We start from the raw sequence: 26915 nt of genomic DNA on the forward strand, positions 1-26915 counted from the left end.
GTGGAGGTGGGAGGCGCGGGGGCTGCTCGGGGCAGCCGTGATGACGGCGGCAGTCATCGGGCTCACCTCCCTGCTCCGTGCCGGTCTGCTGCCGGCGCTGCTCTCTGCCCGCATGGGCGCGGACCTGCTCCCTCGCCGGGCCGGTGGCTCTCCGGCCCGCGAAGGATCTGCCGTACGACGGCCGGGGACACCCGGGCGGCGCGACAGCGGGAGTCTACGGACCCGCCGACACGGCCGCACCCGGTTTTCGGACCGCACCCGGTTTTCCGGCCGCCCCCAGGTCAGCGGCGCGGCACCCGGTAGCCGACGGACCGGTCGGGCGGCGGGTCGCTGTCGGGCGGCGGCGGGCCGGGGCGTCGGCGCGGGCGGCGGCCGCCGATACGGCCCCGCAGGTCGCCCGGCGGCAGCAGGTCGGCCCAGCGTTCGGGGTACTCGGAGGGCACCTCGCCGCCCGGGTCGTCGTCGTCCGGGTCGGGGTCCTCGTCGTCCCCGGGGTCCGCCGGGTGCGGGGCGGGCGGGCGCTCGGCGGCCCGCCGGGCGGCGGCGCGGCGGATCACCGCAGCGGCGGCCTCCTCGTCGGCGCGCTTGTGCTCGGCGCGCGCCTCGGCGGTCTCCTGGCTGGGCCAGCGGCGGTCGATGGCGGTGTTCATGGCCGCGCCGATCAGTACGGCCAGCGCCACCACGAAGATCCAGAGCAGTACGGCGACAGGTGCGGCCAGCGAGCCGTACACGGTGGGGCCCTCTCCCCCCTCCACCGAGTTGACCAGGTAGACGCGGAGCAGCGCGCTGCACACCACCAGCACCAGCAGGGCGACCAGGGCGCCGGGGATGTCCTCCCGCCAGGGCGTCCGGGCGGGGACGGAGACGTGGTACAGGGTGGTGAGGAAGACGATCAGCAGCACGATCGCCACCGGCCAGTAGAGCGCGCTGACCAGCCCGGCGACTTCGGGTAGCGCGGCCACCACCATCCCGGGGCCGGCCACCAGCAGCGGCAGCACCAGCGAGCCGATCACCAGCGCGGCCAGGTAGAGGCCGAGGGAGAGCGCCCGGGTCTGCACGATGCCGCGCTTGCCGTCCAGCCCGTACATCACGGTGATGGTGTCGATGAAGATGTACAGCGCCCGCGATCCCGACCAGAGGGAGAGCAGGAAGCCGATGGAGATCAGGTCGGGTCGGCCGCCGTCGAAGACGCTCTTCAGCAGGGGTCTGACGATCTGGTCGACGGACTCCCGGGAGAGCACGGTGCCGGAGGCGTCGACGATGTCCTGCTGGAGGTTGTCGATGGTTCCGGCACCGACGATGTCGTCGAGGTAGCCGAGGGTGCCCGCCAGGCAGAGCAGCAGCGGCGGGATGGACAACAGGGTGAAGAAGGCCGCCTCGGCGGCGAGTCCGGTGACCCGGTACTCGACGCAGGTGTTGGTGGTGTCCTTGATCAGCGCCCAGACCGTGGAACGCCAGGAGTCACCCCCGAACCGCCGTCCCGCGCGCCGGGATCCCTTCGCCCGGTGCTTGGGGGCCTTCCGAGGGGTTTCGCCTGCTGGTTGCACGTCCCTACCGTATCCGGAGGGGACCTCCGCACTCACGTTCCGCCCGGGCTGCCGACCGGGCACCCAGCGACCCTGTCTCACCATGCGAATACATTCTGTCTGACATATGGACGACAGTGGACCTCCGGGAGATCCGCATGGGAATCTCTTGCCATGTCTGGTGCCGGAACAACCTTGGTCGGTCGACTCCACGTCGATCTGCTTCGCGTGTCCAGCGCCATCTGTCCGGTGACCTGATTCCCCTGCCGCCACCACTGATCCGGCGCCACCCACCTCGCCATCCCCGCCGACGCGGATGTGCGGGCGCCTCCGGCCAGGTCACTGCCTACCGTCCTTGCGAACCCCGCAGGTCACCGCAGTGCTGCGCCCAGGAGGCCGCCTGCCCCTGTGACACGCGTCACCACCTGCCGAAGGACGCACTCCATGGCCACCACTCCCGCCCCCGACCGGGCAGCGCCCCAGCCGGACGCCGCCCCCGAGCGCCGTCCCGCCGCCCGCAAGGTGACCCGTCACCGCGGCGAGGGACAGTGGGCGAGGGGACACTTCACGCCGCTGAACGCCAATGAGCAGCTGAAGAAGGACGACGACGGTCTCAATGTGCGGACACGCATTGAGACGATTTACGCCCATCGCGGCTTTGACTCCATCGACTCCGCCGACCTGCGCGGCCGGATGCGCTGGTGGGGCCTCTACACCCAGCGCCGGCCCGGGATCGACGGCGGCAAGACGGCCGTCCTGGAACCGCACGAGCTGGACGACGAGTACTTCATGATGCGGGTGCGCATCGACGGCGGCCGGCTCACCACCGACCAGCTGCGCGCCATCGGCGAGGTCTCCCAGGCGTACGCCCGGGGCACCGCCGACCTCACCGACCGGCAGAACGTCCAGCTGCACTGGGTCCGCATCGAGGACGTCCCCGCCATCTGGGAGCGGCTGGAGGCGGTGGGCCTCTCCACCACCGAGGCATGCGGCGATGTGCCGCGCGTGGTCCTCGGCTCCCCGGTCGCCGGGGTGGCCGCCGACGAGATCATCGACGGCACGCCCGCCATCGACGAGATCCACCGGCGCTTCATCGGCAGCAAGGAGTTCTCCAACCTGCCGCGCAAGTTCAAGACCGCCATCTCGGGCTCGCCGCTGCTGGACGTGGTCCACGAGATCAACGATGTGGCCTTCGTCGGCGTGGTCCACCCCGAGCACGGCCCGGGCTTCGACCTCTGGGTCGGCGGCGGCCTCTCCACCAACCCCAGGTTCGGCGTCCGGCTGGGCGCCTGGGTGCCGCTGAAGGAGGTGCCGGAGGTCTGGGCCGGGGTGATCTCCATCTTCCGCGACTACGGCTACCGCCGGCTGCGCAACCGCGCCCGGCTGAAGTTCCTGGTCGCCGACTGGGGCGCCGAGAAGTTCCGCCAGGTGCTGGAGGACGAGTACCTGAAGCGGTCCCTGCTGGACGGCCCCGCCCCCGAGCAGCCCGCCCAGCGGTGGCGCGACCACGTCGGGGTGCACCGCCAGAAGGACGGCAACTTCTACGTCGGCTTCGCGCCCCGGGTCGGCCGGGTGGACGGCGCCCTGCTGAGCAAGGTCGCCGACCTCGCCGCGGCCCATGGCTCCGGCCGGCTGCGGACCACCGTCGAGCAGAAGATGATCGTGCTGGATGTGGCCGAGGCGCAGGTCGACTCGCTGGTCGCCGGGCTGGAGGCGCTGGACCTGCGGGTCAGCCCCTCCCCCTTCCGGCGCGGCACCATGGCCTGCACCGGGATCGAGTTCTGCAAGCTCGCCATCGTGGAGACCAAGGAGCGCGGCCGCTCGCTGATCGACGAACTGGAGCACCGGCTGCCGGAGTTCGACGAGCCGCTCACCATCAACATCAACGGCTGCCCCAACGCCTGCGCCCGCATCCAGACCGCCGACATCGGCCTCAAGGGCCAGCTGGTCACCGGCGAGAACGGCGAGCAGGTGGAAGGCTTCCAGGTGCACCTGGGCGGTGCGCTCGGCCTGGAGCCGTCCTTCGGCCGCAAGGTCCGCGGCCTCAAGGTCACCTCGGCGGAGCTGCCGGACTACGTCGAGCGGGTGCTGCGCCGCTTCCAGGCGGAGCGCACCGAGGGCGAGCGGTTCGCCCAGTGGGCCGCCCGCGCCCCCGAGGAGGCGCTCTCGTGAGCGAACGGGCCGCGCCCTTCTACTGCCCGTACTGCGGCGACGAGGACCTGCGGCCGTCGGAGACCGGCGGCCACGGGGCCTGGGAGTGCGCCTCCTGCTCCCGCGCCTTCACCCTGCGGTTCCTCGGCCTGCTGGCCGGGCCCCGGCCCGAGGGGAGTACCCGATGACAAGCACCACCGCCGACGCCGGCCACCGCCCCGCCGAGGAGCTGGAGTCGCTGGCGCTGCGCGCCGGCCGCGACCTGGAGGACGCCTCCCCGCAGGAGGTGCTGCGCTGGGCAGCGGAGACCTTCGGCCGCCGCTTCTGCGTCACCTCCTCCATGGAGGACGCCGTGGTGGCGCACCTGGCCTCCTCGGTCTTCCCCGGGGTGGACGTGGTCTTCCTGGACACCGGCTACCACTTCCCGGAGACCATCGGCACCCGGGACGCGGTGGCGGCGGTGATGCCGGTCAACGTCATCACCCTGACGCCGCGTCAGACGGTGGCCGAGCAGGACGCCGAGCACGGGCCGAAGCTGCACGACCGCGACCCCGACCTCTGCTGCGCGCTGCGCAAGGTCGAGCCGCTGCAACGCGGCCTGGCCGGCTACGACGCCTGGGCCACCGGGCTGCGCCGCGACGAGTCCCCGACCCGGGCGAACACCCCGGTCGTCGGCTGGGACCCCAAGCGCCGCAAGGTGAAGGTCGCCCCCATCGCCCGCTGGACCCAGGACGACGTGGACGCCTATGTCGCCGAGCACGGGGTGCTGCTCAACCCGCTGCTCTGGGACGGCTACGCCTCGGTCGGCTGCGCTCCCTGCACCCGCAGGGTCGCCGACGGCGAGGACGCCCGCGCCGGCCGCTGGGCGGGCACCGGCAAGACCGAGTGCGGCCTGCACACCTGACCACTGCCTGACCACTGCCTGACCACTGCTTGACCACGCCCGATCTGACCACGCCCCACCTGACCACCCCTCAACTGCACCACCGACCGGGAGCGGACCACGTGACCACCACAGCCGACGGGACGGCGAGCCGGCAGGACACCGCAGCCGCCGCGCAGCAGCGCGGCGCCACCGTGTGGCTGACCGGGCTGCCCAGCGCGGGCAAGACCACCATCGCCTATGCGCTGGCCGAGCGGCTGCGCGCCGAGGGCCGCCGGGTGGAGGTGCTGGACGGCGACGAGATCCGCACCTTCCTCTCGGCCGGCCTCGGCTTCACCCGCGAGGACCGGCACACCAATGTCACCCGGATCGGCTTTGTCGCCGAGCTGCTGGCCTCGCACGGGGTGACGGTGCTGGCCCCGGTGATCGCCCCGTATGCCGCCTCCCGCGAGGCGGTGCGCGCCCGGCACGGCGAGGCGGGCACCGCGTTCCTTGAGGTCCATGTGGCGACCCCGGTGGAGGTCTGCTCGGTCCGCGACGTCAAGGGCCTGTACGCCCGGCAGGCGGCCGGTGAGATCTCCGGCCTCACCGGCGTGGACGACCCGTACGAGGCGCCCGAGCGGCCCGACCTGAGGATCGAGGCGCACACCCAGCCGGTGGCCGAGTCGGCCGCCGCCCTGCACGCCCTGCTCACCGAAAGGGGACTGGCATGACGACGGCGGCTCGGCAGCCCGCGCTCGACGGCACCGACAACCCCTACACCCTCTCCCACCTGGATGCCCTGGAGGCGGAGGCGGTCCACATCTTCCGCGAGGTGGCGGGCGAGTTCGAGCGGCCGGTGCTGCTCTTCTCCGGCGGCAAGGACTCCATCCTGATGCTGCAACTGGCGCTGAAGGCGTTCTGGCCCGCGCCGGTGCCCTTCGCCCTGCTGCATGTGGACACCGGGCACAACTTCCCGGAGGTCATCGCCTACCGCGACCGGGTGGTCGCGGAGTACGGGCTCCAGCTGCATGTGGCCTCCGTGCAGGAGTACATCGACAGCGGGCGGCTGCGCGAGCGCCCCGACGGCACCCGCAACCCGCTCCAGACGGTGCCGCTCACCGAGGCGATCCAGCAGCACCGCTTCGACGCGGTCTTCGGCGGCGGTCGGCGCGACGAGGAGAAGGCCCGCGCCAAGGAGCGGGTCTTCTCGCTGCGTGACGAGTTCTCCCAGTGGGACCCGCGCCGCCAGCGCCCCGAGCTGTGGCAGCTCTACAACGGCCGGCACGCCCCTGGTGAGCATGTCCGGGTCTTCCCGCTCTCCAACTGGACCGAGCTGGACGTCTGGCAGTACATCGAGCGGGAGAAGGTCGAGCTGCCGGAGATCTACTTCGCCCACCACCGCGAGGTGTTCCAGCGGGCCGGGATGTGGCTGACCGCCGGCGAGTGGGGCGGCCCCAAGGAGGGCGAGCCGGTCGAGCGGCGGCTGGTGCGCTACCGCACCGTCGGCGACATGTCCTGCACCGGCGCGGTCGACTCGGACGCCGTCACGGTGGCCGATGTGATCGCCGAGGTGGCCGCCAGCCGGCTCACCGAGCGGGGCGCCACCCGGGCCGACGACAAGCTCTCCGAGGCCGCCATGGAGGACCGCAAGCGCGAGGGGTACTTCTAGAGATGTCGACCGACCTTCACAATGACTCACCGGCACCTGCGGAGAATCCTTTCGGCGAGGCCTCGGCCACCGCGCTGCTGCGCTTCGCCACCGCCGGCTCGGTCGACGACGGCAAGTCCACCCTGGTCGGCCGGCTGCTGCACGACTCCAAGTCGGTGCTGACCGACCAGTTGGAGGCCGTCGAGCACGCCTCCCGCCGCCGTGGCCAGGAGGCCCCGGACCTGGCGCTGCTCACCGACGGCCTGCGCGCCGAGCGCGAGCAGGGCATCACCATCGACGTGGCCTACCGCTACTTCGCCACCCCGCGCCGCCGCTTCATCCTGGCCGACACCCCCGGGCATGTGCAGTACACCCGCAACATGGTCACCGGCGCCTCCACCGCCGAGCTGGCCGTGGTGCTGGTCGACGCCCGCAACGGCGTGGTGGAGCAGACCCGCCGGCACGCCGCCGTCGCCGCGCTGCTGCGGGTGCCGCATGTGGTGCTGGCGGTCAACAAGATGGACCTGGTGGAGTACGCCGAGCCGGTCTTCGCCGCCATCGCCGAGGAGTTCAGCGCGTACGCCGCCTCGCTGGGCGTGCCGGAGGTCACCGCCGTCCCCATCTCGGCGCTGGCCGGCGACAACGTCGTGGAGCCCTCCGCCCATATGGACTGGTACGGCGGCCCGACCCTGCTGGAGCACCTGGAGACCGTCCCGGTCGGCTCCGACCCGTCCGCCGAACCGGCCCGCTTCCCGGTGCAGTATGTGATCCGGCCGCAGTCCGGCGAGTACCGCGACTACCGGGGCTACGCCGGCCGGCTGACCTCCGGGGTGCTGCGCACCGGCGACCCGGTGACCGTGCTGCCGTCCGGGCTGACCACCACCGTGGCCGGGATCGACGCGCTGGGCGAGGAGACCGACATCGCCTGGGCGCCGCAGTCCGTCACCGTGCGGCTGGCCGACGACATCGACGTCTCCCGGGGCGACCTGATCGCCGGCGGCGCCGCGCCCGAGCCGGTGAAGGACGTCGAGGCGACCGTCTGCCATCTGCACGACCGGCCGCTGCGGGTCGGCGACCGGGTGCTGCTCAAGCACACCACCCGCACCGTGCGGGCACTGGTCAAGGAGATCCCGTACCGGGTCGACATCGACACCCTGGAGCGGCGCGGCGCCCCCGAGGGGCTGGCGGTCAACGACATCGGCCGGGTGGTGCTGCGCACCGCCGAGCCGCTGGCGCTGGACGAGTACGCGGACCATCGCTACACCGGGGCGTTCCTGCTGATCGACCCGGCGGACGGCACCACCCTCACCGCCGGCATGGCGGGCGAGGCTTTCGGCACCGCGCTGCATGACGCGGTCACCCAGGACGAAGGGGAGGACTGGGTCTGATGCCCGGCGAGGCGTTCTCCGGCATGGACAAGGAAGGCGGCCGCATCGGCAGCGGCGTCCTCGGCAGCGGCCAGGGCGGCGTGGCGCGATGTGCGCGCGGGCAGGGCGTCTGAGCGCGAAGCCGCGCTGACGCCCTGTCACCGGGCCGTCCGCCGTCCACAGCGGCGGCGGCCCGGGCCCGCCCGGCGTACCACGCCGGACCCGACCTCCCTGACCGCTCCACTCCCGTGAGGACCTGCCATGCCTCCTGCCTTCGCCCATCCTGATGCCCCCGTGCGCCCCGGCCTCGGTCGGATCAGACGTGCCGCCGCCACCGCGGTCGCCGGGCTGACCGCCGTCGGTCTGCTCAGCGCCTGCGGCTACGGCTCCCAGAAGACCGAGGACGACTCCACCCCTGCCGCCGCGACCGCCGGCGCCTCCGGCAAGAAGCTCTCCGCCGACACCGTGCGGATCGGCTACTTCGCCAACCTCACCCATGGCACCGCCCTGGTGGGTCTGAAGGAGGGGTTCTTCGCCAAGGAGCTGGGCGGCACCCAGATCAAGACGCAGGTCTTCAACGCCGGGCCGTCCGAGATCGAGGCGCTGAACGCCGGCTCCATCGACATCGGCTGGATCGGCCCCTCCCCGTCCGTCAACGGCTACGCCAAGTCGAACGGGCAGAGCCTGCGGATCATCTCCGGCTCGGCGTCCGGCGGGGTCAAGCTGGTCGTCAACGGCGACAAGATCAAGAAGGTGGACGACCTCAAGGGGAAGAAGATCGCCACCCCGCAGCTGGGCAACACCCAGGATGTGGCGCTGCTCAACTACATCGCCCAGAAGGGCTGGAAGGTCGACGCGCAGACCGGCCGGGGCGATGTCTCGGTGATCCGGCTGGACAACAAGGAGACCCCGGCGGCCTTCCAGTCCGGCTCCATCGACGGCGCCTGGGTGCCGGAGCCGACCGCGTCCAAGCTGGTCGCCGAGGGCGGCAAGGTCCTCCTCGACGAGAAGGAGCTGTGGCCGGAGAAGAAGTTCGTGATCACCAATGTGATCGTGTCCCAGGCGTTCCTCAAGGACCACCCGGACGTGGTGCAGGCCGTGCTGAAGGGCTCGGTCGCCACCAACGCCTGGATCGCGGCCAACTCCGACAAGGCCAAGGCCGATGCCAACGCCGAGCTGAACCGGCTCTCCGGCAAGCCCCTGCCGGACGATGTGCTCGACCCGGCGTGGGCGTCCATCGACTTCACCGACGACCCGGTCGCCTCCTCCCTCCAGACCAGCGCCGACCACGCCGTCACGGCGGGCCTGCTGGACAAGGTGGACCTGAAGGGGATCTACGACCTGGCCCCGCTCAACCAGCTGCTCAAGGCGGACGGCAAGCCCGGCTACGAGGACGCCGGGCTCGGCGTCGGCTGACCGGCTCCGCCTCCCCCGCTCCGGGGTCCGCCCCCGCCGCCCGTCGATGCCCGTCAAGGGCGGCGGGGGCGGCCCCCGGCACCCTCTCCCCTCTCCCCTCTCCACGCCCCGCCCCCCGTACCAGGAGGTGACCCGATGGCCCCCACACTGACCAAGGAGCAGGACGGCATGGCCGCCGGCGCACCGGCCGACGGCGCGTCCGCGGTCCGGATCGAGCATGTGCACAAGTCCTTCGGCCGCGCCGGCAGCGAGACCCCGGTGCTGGACGACATCACCCTCTCCGTCGCGCCGGGCGAGTTCGTCTGCCTGCTGGGCGCCTCCGGCTGCGGCAAGTCCACCCTGCTCAACCTGGTCGCCGGGCTGGACCGGCCCACCGCCGGGACCATCGAGGTGCCCGGGGGCCGCCCGTCGCTGATGTTCCAGGAGCACGCGCTCTTCCCCTGGCTGACGGCCGGCCGCAACATCGAGCTGGCGCTGCGGCTGCGCGGCGTACCGCGCGCCGAGCGGCGCACGGAGGCGGAGCGGCTGCTGGAGCTGGTCCGCCTGGGCGGTTCCTACCGCAAGCGGGTGCATGAGCTCTCCGGCGGCATGCGGCAGCGGGTCGCCATGGCCCGCGCGCTGGCGCAGGACTCCTCGGTGCTGCTGATGGACGAGCCGTTCGCCGCGCTGGACGCCATCACCCGCGATGTGCTGCACGAGGAGCTGACCCGGATCTGGGCCGAGACCAGGCTCTCGGTGCTCTTCGTCACCCACAATGTGCGTGAGGCCGTGCGGCTCGCCCAGCGGGTGGTCCTGCTGACCTCCCGGCCTGGCCGGATCGCCCGCGAGTGGCGGATCGACCTGCCGCAGCCGCGCCGGATCGAGTCCAGCGGCGTCGCCGAGCTCTCCGTCGAGATCACCGATGAACTGCGCAAGGAGATCCGCCGCCATGGCCAGCACTGAGACCGCGCCCGCCGAGCCCCGGCCGCCCGAGGCCGGGGCGACCGAGGCCGGGGCGACCGAGACCGGGGCGACTGCGGCCGGAGCTACTGCGGCCGGGGCGACCGCAGGCGACCTGGCGGGCGTCGAGGCCGGGCTGGACGCGCTGGACGCCGTACAGATCCGCCGCACCCCGCTCTCCCAGGTGCTGCGGGAGAAGGTGCTGCCCCCAGTGCTGGCCGTGGTGCTGGTGCTGGCGCTCTGGCAGGGCGTGTACGCCGCCGAGGTCTTCCCCGAGTACAAGTTCCCCGGCCCGGGCTCGGTCTGGGACAGCTTCCTGGACCTCTGGCGCCGGGGCCAGGTCTTCGAGGTGCTGTGGACCAGCGTCTCGCGCGGCCTCTTCGGCTTCCTGATATCGCTGGCCATCGGCACGCCCATCGGCCTGATCGTCGCCCGGGTGAGGCCGGTCCGGGCCGCCCTCGGCCCGATCCTGTCCGGCCTCCAGTCGCTGCCCTCGGTGGCCTGGGTGCCCGCCGCGATCATCTGGCTGGGCCTCAACGGCAGTGCCATGTACGCGGTGATCCTGCTCGGCGCCGTGCCCTCCATCGCCAATGGGCTGATCTCCGGCATCGACCAGGTGCCGCCGCTCTATCTGCGGGCCGGGCGCACCCTGGGGGCGACGGGGCCACGGGGTGCCTGGCACATCCTGCTCCCGGCCGCCCTGCCCGGCTATCTGGCCGGCCTCAAGCAGGGCTGGGCCTTCTCCTGGCGGTCGCTGATGGCCGCCGAGATCATCGCCAGCTCTCCCGATCTCGGCCTCGGGCTCGGGCAGTTGCTGGAGAACGGCCGGGTCGCCTTCGACATGGCCCGGGTGGAGCTGGCCATTCTGCTGATCCTGATCGTCGGCATCGCCATCGACCTGCTGATCTTCTCCCCGCTGGAGCGCCGGGTGCTACGCAGCCGGGGCCTTCTCGCCGCCGCCCGCTGACGGAGTCCCGTATGACCATCGGCGATCCCACCGCTCCCGGCCCGTACCGCGCGTACCGGCCGGTGCGGAGCCTCGCCCCGGGCCGCCGCCCGGCACCGGTGCTGCTGCTGATCGCGCACGGCAGCCGCGACCCCCGGCATGCGGCGACCGTGGAAGCGCTGGTCGGGCAGGTGCGCGGGGTGCGGCCGGGCACGCCGGTCGCCACCGCGTACCTGGACCACTGCGCACCGAGGATCCCGCAGGTGGTGCAGCGGCTCGCCGACTCCGGGACGGCTGCGGTGGCGGTACCGCTGCTGCTGGGCAGCGCCTACCACGCCCGCACCGACATCCCCGGTGCGCTGCGCGGTACGGGGCTTCCGGTGGCGGCCGTGCTCGGGCCCTCCCCGCTGCTGCTCGCCGCGCTGGACCGGCGGCTCGCCGAGGCCGGCCTCGATCTGCGCTCCCCCGCCGTACGCGCCCGCACCGGCGTTGTGCTGGCCTCGGCCGGCTCCTCCGACCCGGCCGCCAACGCCGCCACCCGCGAGGTCGCCGCCGAGTGGCAGCGCACCCGGGGCTGGGCTGCGGTGGAGGTGGCCCATGCCTCGGCGGTCCCGCCGCATGTGCCGGAGGCCGTGGCCGCGCTGCGCGGCGCGGGCGCCGAGCGGATCGCCGTCGCCCCGTATCTGATCGCCCCCGGGCTGCTGCCGGACCGCATCGCCTCGGCCGCCGCTGCCGCCGGGGCCGACCTGGCCGCCCCCGTACTCGGCGCCGCCCCGGAACTCGCCCGGCTGCTGCTGGCCCGCTACGACGCCGCCCGCACCGCCGCCACCACCGCCCTCACCGCCTGACACCCACCCCGGCCGCGCCACTTCGCCCACCGCCCCGCACCCGGCCTCGGCCCGGACCGGGTCTCATACGGCAGGCCCGCGCACCTCCCCCGGAACGCCAAGCCCTCCGCCGCGCCGCGCGCCCAGCCACCCCGACCGCCCCAGCCCGGCCCGGGTCTCCCCCACCAGGCCGCCGCGCCCCCGTCCGCCCCGCCCCAACCGCGCCACCCCGCCCGCCGCCGGAGCCGACCCGCCCGCCTCAGCACGACCCGCCCCGCCCCAGCCCGGCCCGGGTCTCCCCCACCAAGCCGCCATCCCCGCCCGCGCAGCCCCCCAATTCCTGACGCCCCGTCAATCCGCAGCTCTGCCGGGCGCGGCAAGCCCGCCCAGGAAGACCTCCAGCCAGCGGGCGCGGACCTCGGCGGGCCGGTCGGTGGGGGCGGTGGCGAGCAGCAGCGCGAAGTCGTCGGTGGTCACATCGGGGCGCAGCCCCCCCTCGGCCTTGGCCACGTCGATGATCCGTGCGGCAGCGGCGAAGGCGCGCTCCTCCAGGTCGCCGTAGTCGGTGGCGCCCATCGCGTAGGCCGCCGCCTTGACCGCGCGGTCCCGGGCCATGCCGTCGACGATGCGGGCGGCCAGGCCGCGCAGCTCGGCCATGGCCCGGCCGCTGTCGGCCACCCGCGCGGCGGTGGCCTCGACATCCTCGATCATCAGCTCGCCATGGACCCGTACCACCGCGCCCACCAGGTCGGCCTTGGTGGGGAAGTGCCGGTAGAGGGTGCCCACCGCCACTCCGGCTGCCGCTGCGATGGCCTCCATGGCCACGTCGGGGCCGTGTGCGGTGACCTGCTCCCGGGCGGCGGTCATGATCTTCTGCCGGTTGCGGACGGCGTCGGCGCGCAGTTGGCGGGGCTGGGGCATAGCGGGGTCCTTCGCTCGGTTGCAACAAGGTGAATACTAGTTCATGATGAAAGTGAGCACAGGTTCATCTTCCAGTCCGCGAGGAGCGGCCATGCCCGACGACATCCCCATCCCCGACCAGCACGGCAGGCTCGCCGTGGTCACCGGGGCCAACAGCGGCATCGGCTTCGAGACCGCCCGCCGCCTGGCGCAGGCCGGTGCCGAGGTGGTGCTGGCCGTACGCGACCCGGCCAAGGGCGCCGAGGCCGTCGAGCGCATCCACGCGGCGCACCCGGCGGCCCGGGTCTCCGCCGCGCAGCTGGACCTCTCCGACCTCGCCTCGGTCGCCTCCTTCGCCCGTACCCAGCTCGACCGGGACCGGCCGCTCGACCTGCTGGTCAACAACGCCGGGATCATGGCCGTACCCAGCCGCCGCACCACCGCCGACGGCTTCGAGCTGCAGTTCGGCACCAACCACCTCGGCCACTTCGCGCTGACCGGCCGACTGCTGCCGCTGCTGCGCCGGGGCAGCGCACCCCGGGTGGTGACGGTCAGCAGCGGCGCCCATCTGTTCGGCACGCTCGACTTCGACGACCTCCAGGGCGAGCGCCGATATGGCGCCTGGCGTGCCTACGGCGCCTCCAAACTGGCCAACCTGATCTTCACCAGGGAGCTCCAGCGCCGCAGCACCCGCCACGGCTGGGGCATCCTCAGCACCGCTGCCCACCCCGGTTCCACCGTCACCAACCTCCAGACCACCGGCCCCAACCTGGGCACCGCCCGCCGGGGCCGGGGCCTGACCGGACTGGTCATGGCGCTGCCCGGCATGTCCCAGCAGCCCGAGCAGGGAGCACTCCCCTCCCTCTACGCCGCCACCAGTCCCGACGCCACCGGGGGCGGCTACTACGGCCCGGGCGGCCTCTTCGGCCTCACCGGGCTGCCCGCCCCGGCCCGGAGCCGCCGCAGCGCCTCCGACGAAGCGCTCGCCACCCGGCTGTGGGAGGTCTCCGAGCAGCTCACCCGCGTCCACTACGGGCAGTCGGTCCCCGCGTCCTGACCGGCCCCCTGCCCCAACCACCCCGCCCCACCCCGAAAGGCCCCTCCGTGCCCCGCACCGCACCCCTGTCCCGCCTCGGCCGGCTGCTGCGACCCGCCGCGTTCGGCGGCATCCCCACCGGCGAGCGGCTGGAGCGCATCCGTACCTCGCCCCACTACGCGGACGGCACCTTCCGCAACCCCGTGGCCGCGCAGACCATGGCACGCGGCAACACGCTCTCCTATCTGCGGACCGCCCTGCGGCGGGCCGACCGGATCCGCCGCGCGCCCGCCGCCCCGATCCCGGTGCACCGGCCGGAGCAGGCCGGACCGCCCGCCTCCGGGCTGCGGCTCACCTGGCTGGGCCACTCCACCGTGCTCGCCGAGATCGACGGCGCCCGGGTGCTCTTCGACCCGGTGTGGGGCGAGCGCTGCTCCCCGCTGCCGTTCGCGGGCCCGCGAAGGCTGCACCCCGCGCCACTGCCGCTCGCCGACCTGGGGCCGCTGGACGCGGTGGTGATCTCCCATGACCACTACGACCACCTGGACATGGGCACCGTCCGCGCACTGATCGGCAGTGGCGCGCTCTTCGCCGTACCGCTGGGGGTGGGGGCGCACCTGGAGCGCTGGGGCGTACCGGCCGACCGGATCGCCGAGCTGGACTGGCACCAGTCCACCCGGGTCGCCGGGCTGACGCTGACCGCCACCCCGGCGCGGCACTTCTGCGGGCGGACGGCGCTGCGCGGGCGCACCCTGTGGGCGTCCTGGGTGGTGGCCGGTGCCCGGCACCGGGTCTTCCACAGCGGCGACACCGGTTACTTCCCCGGGTTCGCCGAGATCGGGGCGGCCCATGGGCCGTTCGACGCGACGATGATGCAGATCGGCGCCTACAGCGAGTTCTGGCCGGACATCCATATGACTCCGGAGGAAGGGATGCGCGCCCACGCCGACCTCTCCGGCGGCGTGCCGAGCGGGGTGCTGCTGCCGATCCACTGGGGCACCTTCAACCTGGCCCCGCACCCGTGGGAGGAGCCCGCCGAGCGCACCCTGGCCGCTGCGGCGGCGGCCGGCGCCGAGGTCGCGGTGCCGCCGCCGGGCCTGCCCTTCGAACCGGCCGGCGAGCTGCCCGTGCACCCCTGGTGGCGTGGTGTCGCGGCCCCGTCCGGGGTCGCCCCGGCGGCTCCGCTCCCGGCGGAGGACCGGCCGGTTCCGGTGGGTCAGCGGTAGTAGCAGACGACGTGAGGGCCCGCGCCGAACGGCGCGGGCCCTCACGGACAGCGGCACAGGGCCGCCGGGCGTCAGATGACGCGGATGTTCTCGGCCTGCGGGCCCTTCTGGCCCTGGGTGACGTCGAACTCGACCTTCTGGCCCTCGAACAGCTCACGGAAGCCCTGAGCCTGGATGTTCGAGTAGTGGGCGAAGACGTCGGCGCCGCCGCCGTCCTGCTCGATGAAGCCGAAGCCCTTCTCGCCGTTGAACCACTTCACGGTACCGGTAGCCATAACTGTCTCCTTCTGGGGCAGTGCCAGGACCCGCACCTCGCGGGCCCCGCGTAGCCGCGATCCCCATCCGGAGAAACCCGGACAAACAAAAGTGCGCCTGTTGGTTGGACCAGCAGGCGCACACAAACGTTCATGGGAACCAAAACTGCAACTGCATCGACTCTAACACGACCCGCCCGCGCTCCGCCCGGCCCATCTGGCAGGACCCCGAAGCGGGGGCCAGGCTGGAGGTATGAGCATCCACACAGGGCCGGTCTCCCTGGTGACCGGCGGATCGAAGGGCATCGGCGCGGCGACCGTCCGCCGCCTGCTGGCCGACGGGCACCGGGTGGCCGCCACCGGCCGCGACCCGGAGAGCCTCGCCCGGCTGGCGGCCGAGGCGGAGGCCGACGGGCGGCTGCTGACCCTGCCGGGCGACGCCGGCGAGTACGGGGATGTCGCGGAGGCGGTGCGGGCCACCGTGGAGGCGTTCGGGCGGCTCGACCATGTGGTGGCCAACGCCGGGTTCTCCACCTATGACAGCCTCGCCGACGGTGATCCCGAGGGGTGGCGCACCATGCTGCTGACCAATGTGCTGGGGCCCGCCCTGCTGGTGCGGGCGGCGCTGCCGGCGCTGCGGGAGAGCCGGGGGCGGATCGTGCTGGTCGGCAGCGTCGCCGGGTTCAAGAACACCCCGGGCAATATGTACTCGGTCACCAAGTGGGCGGTCACCGCGCTCGCCGAGAACACCCGCATGCTGGTCACCTCCGAGGGCATCGGGGTGACCCTGGTCGCCCCCGGCCGGGTGGACACGCCCTTCTGGGAGGGCCGGGAGCGCCCTCCGGGCCCGGTGCTCCCCGCCGAGAGCGTCGCCGACTGCATCGGCTGGGTCCTGGCCCGACCGGCCGGGACGGATGTCAACCAGGTCGTCGTCCGACCGGTCGGCCAGGCCGCCTGAACACGGGCCGCCTGAGCACGGGCCGCCTGACCACTGGCCCCCTGAGCAGCGGAGCGGGGCGCGCCCGGACCGGGGAACCGGTCCGGGCACGCCCCGTCGGGGTGGTGCGGGTCAGCGGCGGCTGCCGCTGGCGTCGTACTCGTCCTGGCCCGCCTCCGCCGCCTGGCCGGGCACACCGGAGGCGACGACCTTGCCGGGACGGTCGGGCCTGCTGTCGGCGTGGCCGGGCCACCACGCGGCATGGCCGATCAGCGCGGTCAGCGCCGGGGTGAAGAAGAGCGACATCACAAAGGCGGCGACCACGATGCCGAAGGCGACCGCGAACCCCATCTGGGTCATAAAGGAGTTGCCCGCCAGCATCAGGGTGGCGAAGGACGCCGCCAGGATGAAGCCGGCGGCGGCCACGGTCGGGCCGGTGTGCCGGATGGCCATGCTCGCCGCCTCCCGGGGGCTGCGGCCCTCCCGGGCCTCCTCCCGCAGCCGGGCGATCATCAGGATGTTGTAGTCGGTGCCGATGGCGACCACAAACAGGTAGACGATGATCGGCAGCATGAACATCAGGCCGCTCTCGCCCTGGATGTTCTGGAAGAGCAGCGTGGTCGCGCCGAGCGTCGCACCGAAGCCCAGACCCACCGAGGCCATCAGGTACCAGGGCGCCACCACACTGCGCAGCAGCAGTCCCAGGATCACCATGATCAGCAGCGCGGCGACCGGGAAGACCAGCTTGTAGTCGTGGTCCATCGCCAGGTTGATGTCCTTGTACACGGCGGTGATCCCGCCGACCAGGGCGGTGGTCCCGGCCGGGGCGTCGGCGTGCGCGGTGTTCCGCAGCCGGTCCACGGTGTCGATGGCGGCGCCGGACGCGGGCGCGTCCTTGAGCAGCACGGTGAAGTCGGCGGTGGTGCCGTCCTTGCTGATGCCGCTCTGCGGGTCCACCTCGGCGCTGGCGACGCCGGGCACCGACTGCAGCTTCTGCTGGAAGGCGGGGAGCGCGTCGCGGTCCAGCTGCCCGCCGGCCTTGACCAGGTAGACATGGGTGGGCTCGGCGGCGCCCGCCGAATAGGCGCTGATCATCTTGGACTGGACGACCATCGACTCCTTGTCCTTGGGCATCGAGCCCGAGGCGAGGTCGAAGGTGCCGGAGAAGCCCAGTGCGGCAAGCGCCAGGCCCGCCATGAGCAGGCCGGAGATGCCGGCCACCAGCGCCGGGCGCAGCCCGGTGAAGCGGCCGAACGAGGCGAAGCGGGCACCGGTGGGCTCCCGCTGCCATGCCTTGGAGGGCCAGAAGAGCACCCGGGGGCTGAACAGCGACAGCACCGCCGGGAAGAGCGTCAGCGCGGCGAGCAGGGTCACCGCGACCGCGATGGCGAGCGACGGGCCCAGCGAGCGGAACATGCCCAGCGAGGAGAGGATCAGCGCCATAAAGGCGATGATCACCGCTCCGGCGGCGGAGGCGATGGCCTCACCGACCCGGCCGACCGCGTTGACCACGGCCTCCTTGGGGTCGTCGCCGGCCCGCAGCCGCTCCCGGTAGCGGAACATCAGGAAGAGGAAGTAGTCGGTGCCCACCCCGAAGAGCACCACCACCAGGATGCCGGTGACCGTGCTGTCCGCCTTGAGGTCGAACAGCTTGTTGGCATCCGCGATCAGGCCGTTGGCCGCCATCGCGACCACAATGACCAGCAGGATCGGCAGCAGCGCGATGATGGGGGCCCGGAAGATGATCAGCAGGGTGATCACAATCGCGCCGATGGTGCCGAAGGCGATCAGCGAGTCGCCCTTCTGACTGGCGTCCTGCTGGTCCAGCTGCTGCGCGGCGGAACCGCCGAGCAGCACATCCAGATGGCTGCCCCTGGCGAGCTCCTTGCCCTTGTCGCGGAGCTGCTCGGCGGCGTCGGCCATCTTGGACGGATCGCCGCCGGTCTGCTTCATCTTGACGTAGGCGAGGGTGTACTTGCCGTCCTTGGAGGTCTCCGGCGACGGGATGACGGCCTCGACGGTGTCGATCTTGGCGGCGCCGACACCGGCCACGACCTTCTGCGCGATCTCCTTGTCGGCGGCGTCCAGGGCGCCGCCGTCCGTACGCTCGAAGAGGAAGATCGCGGACGGGGTGAACGCCTGCGGGAACGCCTTGGACTGGACCTCGGCGGCCTTGATCGACTCATAGTGACGGGGCAGGAAGCTGCTCTCGTCGGTGTTGGTCGTCAGCTTGGGAGCCGTGGCGACGATCGCCGCTGCGGCCACCAGCCACGCGACGATCGTCCACCAGCGGTGCCGGACGACAAAGCGTCCTATGCGATGGAACATGCTTGAAGTGCCTCCCGGGCATGGCACCGCAGCCCAGGGACGGAGAGGGCTCACGGCTGAGGACCGGCTCTGTCAGCCGATCGGCAGGTATGTACGCGAAAGCATCCTAGAAAGCTTGCTTGCCGCCCGGCAAGTTGGCTCCGGAACTCGCGCCGACCCCACCATCCTCGCCCGGGACCGGCGGGCCGCACCTCCTGCTCCGGGTGGAGACCGCTCCCCCTCCAGGTGGAGATCTCAGGGTCGCATCCTGGGGAAAACCCCACCCCCACCCTGGGGAGAGCGCCAGGGTGCAGTCGGCCGCCAGCCGGATGGAGCCCCGACTCCCGTGCCCCTAGCGTCGGTTGCAGCCCCGCACCGAGCGCGGCACCTGACACCGGCGGCCCGCACCGCCGCCTTCCCAAGGGGGATTCCCACCGTGGCACCCAGACTCGGGCTCGCCGCCGCCATGGGCGGCTGGAGCGCTCGGCACCGCAGGACGGCCGTCGCCGGCTGGCTGCTCTTCGTCGTGCTCGCCGCCTGGCTCGGCGGCCTGGCCGGCAGCGTCAAGCTCGGCGACGCCGAGCAGATGCCCGGCGAGGTCGCCCGGGCGCAGCAGATCCTCGACGACGCCGGGATCAAGAGCCCGGCCGGTGAGAGCGTCATCATCCAGAGCACCACCCTGACCACCGCCGACCCAGCCTTCCGCAGCGCGGTCGGCGAGGTGCTGGGCGCGGTCGGCCGCACCGGCCTGACCAGCGGCGCGCGGTCCCCGTACCAGAGCGGCGCGGTCTCCGCCGACAAGCACGCGGCGCTGGTGCAGTTCACCATGGCCGACGCCGAGGGGACCGAGACCGACAAGCAGGTCTCCACCGTGCTGGACGCGGTGGCCGCCGTCCAGGCGCACCACCCCGACCTGGTCATCGAGGAGTTCGGCAGCGCCAGCGCTGACAAGTGGTTCCAGGACCAGTTCAGCGACGACTTCGCGCGCGCCGAGTGGACCGCCGTGCCGCTGGCCCTGGGCATCCTGCTGATCGCCTTCGGCGCACTGGTGGCGGCCGTGCTGCCGGTGATGCTCGCCCTCACCGCCTTCATCGCCGCCGGCGGACTGGTGGCGCTCAGCAGCCACCTGCTGCACACCAGCGACGACGCCGGCTCGGTGATGCTGCTGGTCGGCCTCGCCGTCGGCGTCGACTACTGCCTCTTCTACCTGCGCCGGGAGCGCGAGGAGCGCGCCGCCGGACACGACCCGGAGACCGCGCTCCGGATCGCCGCCGCCACCTCCGGCCGCGCCGTGCTGGTCTCCGGCCTGACCGTGGTCGTCGCCATGGCCGGCATGTTCCTCACCGGCATCGCCGACTTCCAGGCCATGTCGATGGCGACCATCGTGGTCGTCGTGGTGGCGGTGCTGGGCTCGGTCACCGTGCTGCCCGCCCTGCTGTCGATGCTCGGCGACCGGGTGGAGAAGGGCCGCGTCCCGCTGCTCCACCGGCTGCGCCGCAGCGACGCCGCCGGCGGCAGCCGCGTCTGGAACGCGGTGCTCACCCCCGTACTGCGCCGCCCGCTCGCCGCCGCGGTGCTCTCCACCGGCGTCCTGCTCGCCCTGGCCGCACCGCTGCTCACGCTGCGCACCGCCAATCTGACCTTTGAACAGCAACTGCCCAAGGGCAACCCGCTGGTGCAGACCTACCAGCGGATCGACGCCGCCTTCCCCGGCAACCCGGCGCCCGCCCTGGTCGTGGTCAAGGCCGCCGACCTCGGCTCCCCGCAGATGAAGCGGGCCATCGCCGACTTCCGCAGCGCCGCACTGGCCACCGGGCAGCTGCACGAGCCGATCGAGGTCACCCTGCACAGCGCGGAGAACGTCGCCGAGATCCAGGTGCCGCTGGCCGGCTCCGGCAACGACAAGGCCAGCGAGGACGCCCTCCGGACGCTGCGCGAGGACGTGGTGCCCCGCACCCTGGGCGCCGTGCCCGGCACCGAGGCCCCCGTCACCGGCTCCACGGCGGGCAGCCACGACTTCAACCAGCAGATGTCCCGGAGCGTCCTGCCGGTCTTCGGCTTTGTGATCGCCTTCGCCTTTCTGCTGATGCTGCTCTCCTTCCGCTCGCTCGCCGTCGCGGTGACCGCGGTGCTGCTCAACCTGCTCTCGGTCGGCGCCGCGTACGGAGTGCTGTCGCTGGTCTTCCAGCACGGCATCGGCGCCTCGCTGCTGGGCACGGCCGGGGTGGGCGCGATCGAGTCCTGGGTGCCGCTCTTCCTCTTTGTGATCCTCTTCGGCCTCTCCATGGACTACCACGTCTTCGTGGTCTCCCGGATCAAGGAGGCCCACGACCGGGGCATGGACACCCGCTCCGCGGTCTCGTACGGCATCCGCACCACGGCGGGCGTGGTGTCCAGTGCAGCCGTGATCATGGTGGCGGTCTTCGCGGTCTTCGGCACCCTCTCCATGCAGTCCATGAAGCAGACGGGCGTCGGCCTGGCCGTCGCCGTCCTGGTGGACGCCACCGTCATCCGAGGGGTGCTGCTGCCCTCGGTGATGACCCTGCTCGGCGAGCGCAACTGGTACCTGCCCCGGTGGCTGAACCGGCTGCCCGACCTCTCGCACACCGAGGCCCTGCCGTCGGCCACCGCTCCGCAGCCCGCTCCGGTGCCCGTCCCGGCGCCCGGCCCGGCCCCGGTGCCGCAGCTGGTCGGCCGGGCCCCGGACGACCACCGGCCCGGCCGCTCCCCGGCCGACGTCTGACCGGTCCCACCAGGGCCGGGCTCCGCTCCGCTGCGGGGTCCGGCCCTCATCCGTCGTCTGCCAGACTGGCGGCCGCCGCCATCACCACGACCGCCACCGCCGCAGACCGGAGCACCACCGCACCATGAAGAGCAGCCCCTTCGACGAGAGCCGAGCCCGCGCCGTCCTGGACACCGCCTGCGCGCAGGCCGGACTGCCCGCCCCCGCCGACGCACGGCTGCTCGCCCTCGGCGAGAACGCGGTCCTCACGGTGGGCCGCCTGGTGGCGCGGATCGGCCGCTCCACCGCGCTGCTGGAGCGCGCGGAGCGCGAACTGCGCATCGCGGGCTGGCTCGCGGAGCAGGGCGTCCCGGCGGTCCGGCCCGCCGACGGCCTGCCCCTGCGGCCCCTGCTGGTCGACGGCCATCCGGTCACCTTCTGGCAGCGGCTCCCGGAGGCCGTACGCCCCGCCGGTCCGGCCGACCTGGCCGCGCTGCTGCGGGCGGTGCACCGGCTGCCCGCACCGCCTGACCCGCTGCCCCGCCGCGACCTGCTCTCCGGCGTGGAGCGCTGGCTGCGCGCCGCCGAGGGGCATATCGACCCCGCCGACGCCGCCTATCTGCGGGCCCGGCGCGACGGCTTCGCCGAAGCCGCCGCCGAGCTGGTGCCGCAGCTGCCGCCCGGCCCGATCCACGGCGACGCACTGCCCCGCAATGTCCACATCGGCCCGGACGGGCCGGTGCTGCTGGACCTGGAGACCTTCTCCGGCGACCTGCGGGAGCACGACCTGGTGGTGATGGCGCTCAGTCATGACCGCTACGGCGTGCCCGACGAGGACTACCGCGCCTTCACCCGCGCCTACGGCTGGGATGTGCGGGAGTGGCCCGGCTGCGCGGTGCTGCGCGGCGCCCGGGAGACCGCCAGCGCCTCCTGGGTGGCGCAGCACGCCCCGGGCAACCCCAAGGCACTCGCCGAGTTCCGCCGCCGGGTGGCCTCGCTGCGGGACGGTGACGCCTCGGTGCGCTGGTACCCGTTCTGACGGACGCGGGCGCCACCGACCGGGCCGGGCCAAGCGCGTGCCGGGTGTGCACCTCGCTGCATATGCCGTGCCACGGCCCGGTACGTCCGGACGGACCGGATCGCCGTGGCGCCGAGAGGCGCCCCCGGCCGCTGCGCCGTGCGCTTCAAGGCTTCCGGGCCGTCTGCCGGGCGGTCAGCGGATCGGCCACCGGGCGTCTATCACCGCCTGTGGGTCCTTCTCCTTGCGCAGCCACGCCTGGAAGTTCTCCGCCCAGGCCGTGTACCAGCCGATCTGCTGCTCATGGAGGGCCGCCGGGTGCAGCTCCCCCACCTCCCGGGGGTAGCGCTCCGCCAGGCGGACCGCGACCCGTACGGCGGCCAGCGCATCACTGCCGGCCTCGTGAGCGTCGGCCAGCTCCACCCCGTACACCCCGCAGACGCTCTGGAGGCTGCGCGAGCCCCGGCGGTAGCGGTCCACCGAGCGGTCGACCACCAGCGGGTCCACGACCGGGCCGACCGGTCGGCCGCCGAGCCGCTCCGCCAGGGTGGGCAGCCGGTGGCGGCGCAGCTCGGCGTCGAGCAGGCTGAGGTCGAACGGCGCGTTGAAGGCCACCACCGGCACGCCCTCGGCGAGGCGGCGGCAGAGCTGCCCGGCGATCTCCTCGACCGCCTCCGGCGCGGGCCTGCCCCGGGCGGCGGCCTGCTCGGTGCTGATGCCGTGGATGGCGGCGGCCTCGGCCGGTATCGGCACGCCGGGGTCGACCAGCCAGGCCGTGGTGCGCAGCGGCTCGGCGCCCTTGGTGTCCACCAGCGCGGCGGTGACGATGCGTGATGTGTCCGGGTCCGTCCCGGTCGTCTCCAGGTCGAATCCGACCAGCGGCTCGTGCCACCAGCTCATGTGCGGCGTCCTCTCGTACGACCCCCGTTGAGGACCCCATCATCCCGTGCGCCTCTGACAGTCCGGCCGGGGGCCCGGCCGGGCGGCGGTCAGGAGACCGGGCGGGAGTCCGCCCAGCTGCTCTCGAACTCCTCGCGGTAGACGTCCAGCAGGCCCGGCTCCGCACCGGCCGCCTCGGGATCGCGGTCGGTGCCGCGCAGCACCAGGGCGGGGGACTCCATGCCCCGGGAGCGCCGCAGGTAGGGCTGGACCACCGCGAGGCCCTGCGGCCGCTCGCCCTCCACCAGGTAGGCCGTGAAGCGGGGCGTCTCGTCGAAGACCCGGATCTCGAAGCCGTTGGTGTCGCGCAGCCGGGCCCGGACCCGCCGCACATGCATGATGTTCATCTCCACGGACCGGGCGAGCTCGCCGCGTCCCAGCCCCAACTCCCGCTCCCGGCGCCGGACCGCACTGCTGGCCGGGTTGAGGAAGAGCAGCCGCACCCGGCAACCCCCGGCGGCCAGCCGGACCAGCCGCCTGCCGGTGAAGTTCTGGCAGAGCATGGAGAGTCCGATACCGACGGCGTCCAACCGGTGCGCCCCGGCGAGCAGTTCCTCCATCGGCAGGTCGCTCTGGAGCCGCACCCGGTCCGAGTGCACCGAGACCACGTCGGCGTAGCGGTCGCCGACCAGCTCCTCCACCACGTCACCGGGTGTGCCGACGTCCGCCGCGCGGCCGCCGTCCAGCAGGGCCAGCAGCCGGGCCGCGGCGCGCTCCGCCTGGGCGAGCACCGTCTCGGAGAGCGACCGGTTGCGGGAGACCACATGCCGGGCGACCTCCAACTCGTCCAGCGCCATCTCCACTTCGCGCCGGTCGGCGAGGTGGGGTTCGAAGCACGCCCAGTGCTGCACCATCAGCTCGCGCAGTTGGGGCAGCGTCAGGAAGACCACCAGCTCGTCGTCGGCCGGGTCGAGGAGGTAGCCCTTGCGGCGGCTGACCTCGCGGACCGCCCCGGCGCGGTGCGCCCACTCCTCGCCGACCGGGCCGGCCGCCGCGGTGACCCAGTCCTCGCCGTGGGCGGGCTCGTAGACCGGGCGCAGCACCTCGGAGACCAGGGACCGCATCCGCTGCTCGACGAGGTTGAGCCAGACATAGGCGCGGCCGGCGCGACGGACCCGCTGCCGGGCCTCCTCCCAGGAGGCCGGACCCCACACGGGACCGGTCTGCGGGCTCCCGGCCTGCCGGGGTGCGGTGCGGCCCGCCGCCGTCCTTCCGGCGACCGTCGGCGCGTCTCCCCGCACCGTGCCTCCCGCGGCACCCCCGTCGGCGGGGACCACCATGGAGTACCTCACCCTCCCCTGCTGTGCCGGACGATCAAGGGTACTTCGCCACCGCCGGGACCGCACCCGGATCGGCAGCCGGATCCGGTCCCGGACCGCGTGCGGCGCGACACGCGGCGCCGGGCGGCGGGGGGCGGCCGGTCAGGGCCGGTTCCGGCCGTTTCACCACGGATGAGACACCCGTTCGGGCGAAGATGTCGCGAAAGGGCATCAGTTCGGCCTTCCGGTCGGCGAGTATGCGGGAGGACGGGCGCCATCGACCCGGCACCGGGAGGGGGTGCGCACATGGCGTCCGGCGCCACCGGGCATACGGCACGCGTCGGCGGTGTGCGGGAGCAGGGTCCGGGCAGCAGTCCGCCGCGACGACTGGAAGAAGAGGGACCATGCAGGTCTGGCCGGGACACCCGTACCCCCTCGGCGCCACCTACGACGGGGCCGGAACCAACTTCGCGGTCTTCTCCGAGGCCGCCGACCGGATCGAGCTCTGCCTGATCGCGGACGACGGCTCGGAGACCGCGGTGGAGCTGCGGGAGACCGACGCCTTTGTGCGCCACGCCTACCTGCCCGGGGTGCAGCCGGGGCAGCGGTACGGCTTCCGGGTGCACGGGCCGTACGAGCCGGAGCACGGCCACCGCTGCAACAGCGCCAAGCTGCTGCTGGACCCGTACGCCAAGGCGATGAGCGGCACCATCGACTGGCACGAGGCGGTCTACGGCTACCACTTCGGCTCCCCGGAGCGGCGCAACGACCTGGACTCCGCCATGCACACCATGCACTCGGTGGTGATCAACCCCTACTTCGACTGGGGCAACGACCGCCCGCCGCGCACCGACTACCACCGCACGGTGCTCTACGAGGCCCATGTGAAGGGGCTGACCAAGCTGCACCCGGGCATCCCCGAGGAGATCCGCGGCTCCTACGCGGGGATCGCCCACCCGGCGGTGGTCGAGCACCTGGTGGACCTCGGGGTGACCGCGATCGAGCTGATGCCGGTGCACCAGTTCGTCCACGACCACCGGCTGGTGGACATGGGCCTGTCCAACTACTGGGGCTACAACACCATCGGCTTCTTCGCCCCGCACGGCGCCTACTCCTCGGTCGGCGACCGGGGGCAGCAGGTGCAGGAGTTCAAGTCGATGGTCAAGGCGCTGCACGCGGCCGGCATCGAGGTGATCCTCGACGTGGTCTACAACCACACGGCGGAGGGCAGCCACCTGGGCCCCACGCTCTCCTTCCGGGGCCTGGACAACGACAACTACTACCGGCTGGCCGAGGACAGGCGCTACTACGAGGACACCACCGGCACCGGCAACAGCCTGCTGATGCGCAGCCCCCACGTGCTGCAGTTGATCATGGACTCGCTGCGCTACTGGGTCACCGACATGCACATCGACGGCTTCCGCTTCGATCTGGCCGCCACCCTCGCCCGGCAGTTCCACGAGGTGGACCGGCTGTCCTCCTTCTTCGACCTGGTGCAGCAGGACCCGGTGGTCTCCCAGGTGAAGCTGATCGCCGAGCCGTGGGACGTCGGCGAGGGCGGCTACCAGGTGGGCAACTTCCCGCCGCTGTGGACCGAGTGGAACGGCAAGTACCGCGACACCGTGCGCGACCTCTGGCGCGGCGAGACCGCCACCCTCGCCGAGTTCGGCTCCCGGCTGACCGGCTCCTCCGACCTCTACCAGGACGACGGCCGCCGCCCGATCGCCTCCATCAACTTCGTCACCTGCCACGACGGCTTCACCCTGCGCGACCTGGTCTCCTACAACGACAAGCACAACGAGGCCAACGGCGAGGAGAACCGCGACGGCGAGAGCCACAACCGGTCGTGGAACTGCGGCGCCGAGGGCGACAGCCGCGACCCCGGCGTGCTGGAGCTGCGCGCCCGCCAGCAGCGCAACTTCATCGCCACCCTGATGCTCTCCCAGGGCGTGCCGATGCTCTCGCACGGCGACGAGCTGGGCCGCACCCAGCGCGGCAACAACAACGCCTACTGCCAGGACAGCGAGCTGGCCTGGGTGCACTGGCCGGCGGCCGGCACGGCGAGCCCGGCGGCGCACGGCGGCGGACAGCCGCAGGCGGCGGCCGACCCGGGCGCGCAGTTGCTGGAGTTCACCCGGGCCATGGTGTGGCTGCGCCGCGACCACCCGGTCTTCCGCCGCCGCCGCTTCTTCCACGGCCGCCCCGTCTCCGGCACCCACGACGACCTCTCCGACATCGCCTGGTTCACCCCCGACGGCCATGAGATGACCGACAGGGACTGGTCCACCTCATACGCCAAGTCGCTCACCGTCTTCCTCAACGGCTATGCGATCTCCGAGCCCGACCGGCGCGGCGGGAAGATCGTGGACGACTCCTTCCTGCTGATGTTCAACGCCCACTACGAGCCGCTGGACTTCGTGGTCCCGGTCAACCACGGCCGGGAGTGGCAGGTGGTGGTGGACACCGCGCTGCCCGGGACCATCGCCCCGGGCGCCGGGGCCAGGGTCAAGGCCGGCGACCGGCTCTCGCTGGCCGACCGCTCCCTGCTGGTGCTGCAACGGCCCGCCTGACCGACCCGGGCCGGAGGGGAGCGCGGGCACCGGCGCGGCCACTGCCCGGTCGCCCGGCTGAC

At 73.0% G+C, this 26915-nt stretch carries 23 protein-coding genes; 17 read left to right on the forward strand and 6 right to left on the reverse strand.

Annotation, left to right across the window (positions count from 1 at the left end; translation table 11 throughout):
* Positions 1-281 precede the first annotated feature (281 nt).
* The gene (locus tag C7M71_RS05585; protein ID WP_407675866.1) at positions 282-1547 is read right to left on the reverse strand and encodes a YihY/virulence factor BrkB family protein; all 1266 of its coding nucleotides are present in this window, start codon (positions 1545-1547) and stop codon (positions 282-284) included.
* A 153-nt stretch (positions 1548-1700) separates the two neighbouring features.
* Here C7M71_RS05585 and C7M71_RS33125 point away from each other — a divergent pair, with 153 nt between their 5' ends.
* The 11 genes from C7M71_RS33125 to C7M71_RS05635 all read left to right on the forward strand — a co-directional run bounded on the left by C7M71_RS33125 (position 1701) and on the right by C7M71_RS05635 (position 11706).
* Positions 1701-1784 (forward strand): putative leader peptide, encoded by an 84-nt coding sequence (locus C7M71_RS33125; protein ID WP_402601470.1) that lies wholly within the window; start codon positions 1701-1703, stop codon positions 1782-1784.
* A 186-nt stretch (positions 1785-1970) separates the two neighbouring features.
* Entirely contained in the window at positions 1971-3698 is a 1728-nt protein-coding gene (locus C7M71_RS05590) for a nitrite/sulfite reductase (RefSeq protein ID WP_111492789.1), read from the forward strand.
* Positions 3695-3865 carry a hypothetical protein gene (locus C7M71_RS30980; RefSeq protein WP_175607637.1) on the forward strand — a complete coding sequence of 57 codons (171 nt, stop codon included), beginning with the start codon at positions 3695-3697 and terminating at the stop codon, positions 3863-3865. Before C7M71_RS05590 ends, C7M71_RS30980 begins: the two co-directional genes overlap by 4 nt.
* On the forward strand, positions 3862-4581 hold the full coding sequence (locus C7M71_RS05595; protein ID WP_111492788.1) for a phosphoadenylyl-sulfate reductase: 720 nt from the start codon (positions 3862-3864) through the stop codon (positions 4579-4581). The genes C7M71_RS30980 and C7M71_RS05595 overlap by 4 nt, the downstream gene beginning before the upstream one ends.
* A gap of 173 nt (positions 4582-4754) precedes the next feature.
* Positions 4755-5273, forward strand: a complete 519-nt coding sequence (gene cysC / locus C7M71_RS05600; protein ID WP_229759057.1) for an adenylyl-sulfate kinase — start codon at positions 4755-4757, stop codon at positions 5271-5273.
* On the forward strand, positions 5270-6211 hold the full coding sequence (gene cysD / locus C7M71_RS05605; RefSeq protein ID WP_111492787.1) for a sulfate adenylyltransferase subunit CysD: 942 nt from the start codon (positions 5270-5272) through the stop codon (positions 6209-6211). Before cysC ends, cysD begins: the two co-directional genes overlap by 4 nt.
* A gap of 2 nt (positions 6212-6213) precedes the next feature.
* The gene (locus tag C7M71_RS05610; RefSeq protein WP_111492786.1) at positions 6214-7578 is read left to right on the forward strand and encodes a sulfate adenylyltransferase subunit 1; all 1365 of its coding nucleotides are present in this window, start codon (positions 6214-6216) and stop codon (positions 7576-7578) included.
* A 240-nt stretch (positions 7579-7818) separates the two neighbouring features.
* The gene (locus C7M71_RS05620) at positions 7819-8973 is read left to right on the forward strand and encodes an aliphatic sulfonate ABC transporter substrate-binding protein (protein WP_111492784.1); all 1155 of its coding nucleotides are present in this window, start codon (positions 7819-7821) and stop codon (positions 8971-8973) included.
* 135 nt (positions 8974-9108) lie between these two features.
* Positions 9109-9915: an ABC transporter ATP-binding protein gene (locus C7M71_RS05625; protein ID WP_111492783.1), complete on the forward strand. Its 807-nt coding sequence runs from the start codon at positions 9109-9111 to the stop codon at positions 9913-9915.
* A complete protein-coding gene (locus tag C7M71_RS05630) occupies positions 9902-10879 on the forward strand; it encodes an ABC transporter permease (protein ID WP_111492782.1) in 978 nt (325 codons plus the stop codon). The genes C7M71_RS05625 and C7M71_RS05630 overlap by 14 nt, the downstream gene beginning before the upstream one ends.
* A gap of 11 nt (positions 10880-10890) precedes the next feature.
* Positions 10891-11706: a sirohydrochlorin chelatase gene (locus tag C7M71_RS05635; RefSeq protein WP_114914206.1), complete on the forward strand. Its 816-nt coding sequence runs from the start codon at positions 10891-10893 to the stop codon at positions 11704-11706.
* 330 nt (positions 11707-12036) lie between these two features.
* Here C7M71_RS05635 and C7M71_RS05640 read toward each other — a convergent pair whose 3' ends face one another.
* Positions 12037-12606 (reverse strand): TetR/AcrR family transcriptional regulator, encoded by a 570-nt coding sequence (locus C7M71_RS05640; RefSeq protein WP_111491891.1) that lies wholly within the window; start codon positions 12604-12606, stop codon positions 12037-12039.
* 91 nt (positions 12607-12697) lie between these two features.
* Here C7M71_RS05640 and C7M71_RS05645 point away from each other — a divergent pair, with 91 nt between their 5' ends.
* Both C7M71_RS05645 and C7M71_RS05650 read left to right on the forward strand, forming a co-directional pair.
* A complete protein-coding gene (locus C7M71_RS05645) occupies positions 12698-13642 on the forward strand; it encodes an SDR family oxidoreductase (RefSeq protein WP_111491892.1) in 945 nt (314 codons plus the stop codon).
* 47 nt (positions 13643-13689) lie between these two features.
* Positions 13690-14847: an MBL fold metallo-hydrolase gene (locus C7M71_RS05650; protein WP_175607639.1), complete on the forward strand. Its 1158-nt coding sequence runs from the start codon at positions 13690-13692 to the stop codon at positions 14845-14847.
* A 71-nt stretch (positions 14848-14918) separates the two neighbouring features.
* On the opposite strand, the gene C7M71_RS05655 is transcribed toward C7M71_RS05650, so the two are convergent.
* Positions 14919-15122, reverse strand: a complete 204-nt coding sequence (locus C7M71_RS05655; RefSeq protein ID WP_111491893.1) for a cold-shock protein — start codon at positions 15120-15122, stop codon at positions 14919-14921.
* Between the two features lie 232 nt (positions 15123-15354).
* Here C7M71_RS05655 and C7M71_RS05660 point away from each other — a divergent pair, with 232 nt between their 5' ends.
* Entirely contained in the window at positions 15355-16059 is a 705-nt protein-coding gene (locus tag C7M71_RS05660) for an SDR family oxidoreductase (protein ID WP_111491894.1), read from the forward strand.
* Between the two features lie 111 nt (positions 16060-16170).
* Here C7M71_RS05660 and C7M71_RS05665 read toward each other — a convergent pair whose 3' ends face one another.
* The gene (locus C7M71_RS05665) at positions 16171-18366 is read right to left on the reverse strand and encodes an MMPL family transporter (RefSeq protein WP_111491895.1); all 2196 of its coding nucleotides are present in this window, start codon (positions 18364-18366) and stop codon (positions 16171-16173) included.
* A gap of 445 nt (positions 18367-18811) precedes the next feature.
* Between C7M71_RS05665 and C7M71_RS05670 the strand changes: the two genes are divergently transcribed.
* Together C7M71_RS05670 and C7M71_RS05675 are read left to right on the forward strand one after the other, a co-directional pair.
* On the forward strand, positions 18812-21088 hold the full coding sequence (locus tag C7M71_RS05670) for an MMPL family transporter (protein WP_111491901.1): 2277 nt from the start codon (positions 18812-18814) through the stop codon (positions 21086-21088).
* A 124-nt stretch (positions 21089-21212) separates the two neighbouring features.
* Positions 21213-22106: a phosphotransferase enzyme family protein gene (locus tag C7M71_RS05675; RefSeq protein WP_111491896.1), complete on the forward strand. Its 894-nt coding sequence runs from the start codon at positions 21213-21215 to the stop codon at positions 22104-22106.
* Between the two features lie 174 nt (positions 22107-22280).
* Here the strand turns inward: C7M71_RS05675 and C7M71_RS05680 are convergent, their stop codons facing one another.
* Positions 22281-22985: a 3'-5' exonuclease gene (locus tag C7M71_RS05680; protein WP_111491897.1), complete on the reverse strand. Its 705-nt coding sequence runs from the start codon at positions 22983-22985 to the stop codon at positions 22281-22283.
* Between the two features lie 89 nt (positions 22986-23074).
* Positions 23075-24304, reverse strand: coding sequence for an SAV2148 family HEPN domain-containing protein (locus tag C7M71_RS05685; protein WP_111491898.1), 1230 nt, complete (start codon positions 24302-24304; stop codon positions 23075-23077).
* A 383-nt stretch (positions 24305-24687) separates the two neighbouring features.
* On the opposite strand from C7M71_RS05685, the gene glgX reads away from it, so the two are divergent.
* Positions 24688-26853: a glycogen debranching protein GlgX gene (gene glgX, locus C7M71_RS05690; protein WP_111491899.1), complete on the forward strand. Its 2166-nt coding sequence runs from the start codon at positions 24688-24690 to the stop codon at positions 26851-26853.
* Positions 26854-26915: the final 62 nt, after the last annotated feature.

It is taken from the genome of Peterkaempfera bronchialis, assembly GCF_003258605.2.
In the GTDB taxonomy this organism is placed as follows: Bacteria; Actinomycetota; Actinomycetes; order Streptomycetales; family Streptomycetaceae; genus Peterkaempfera; species Peterkaempfera bronchialis.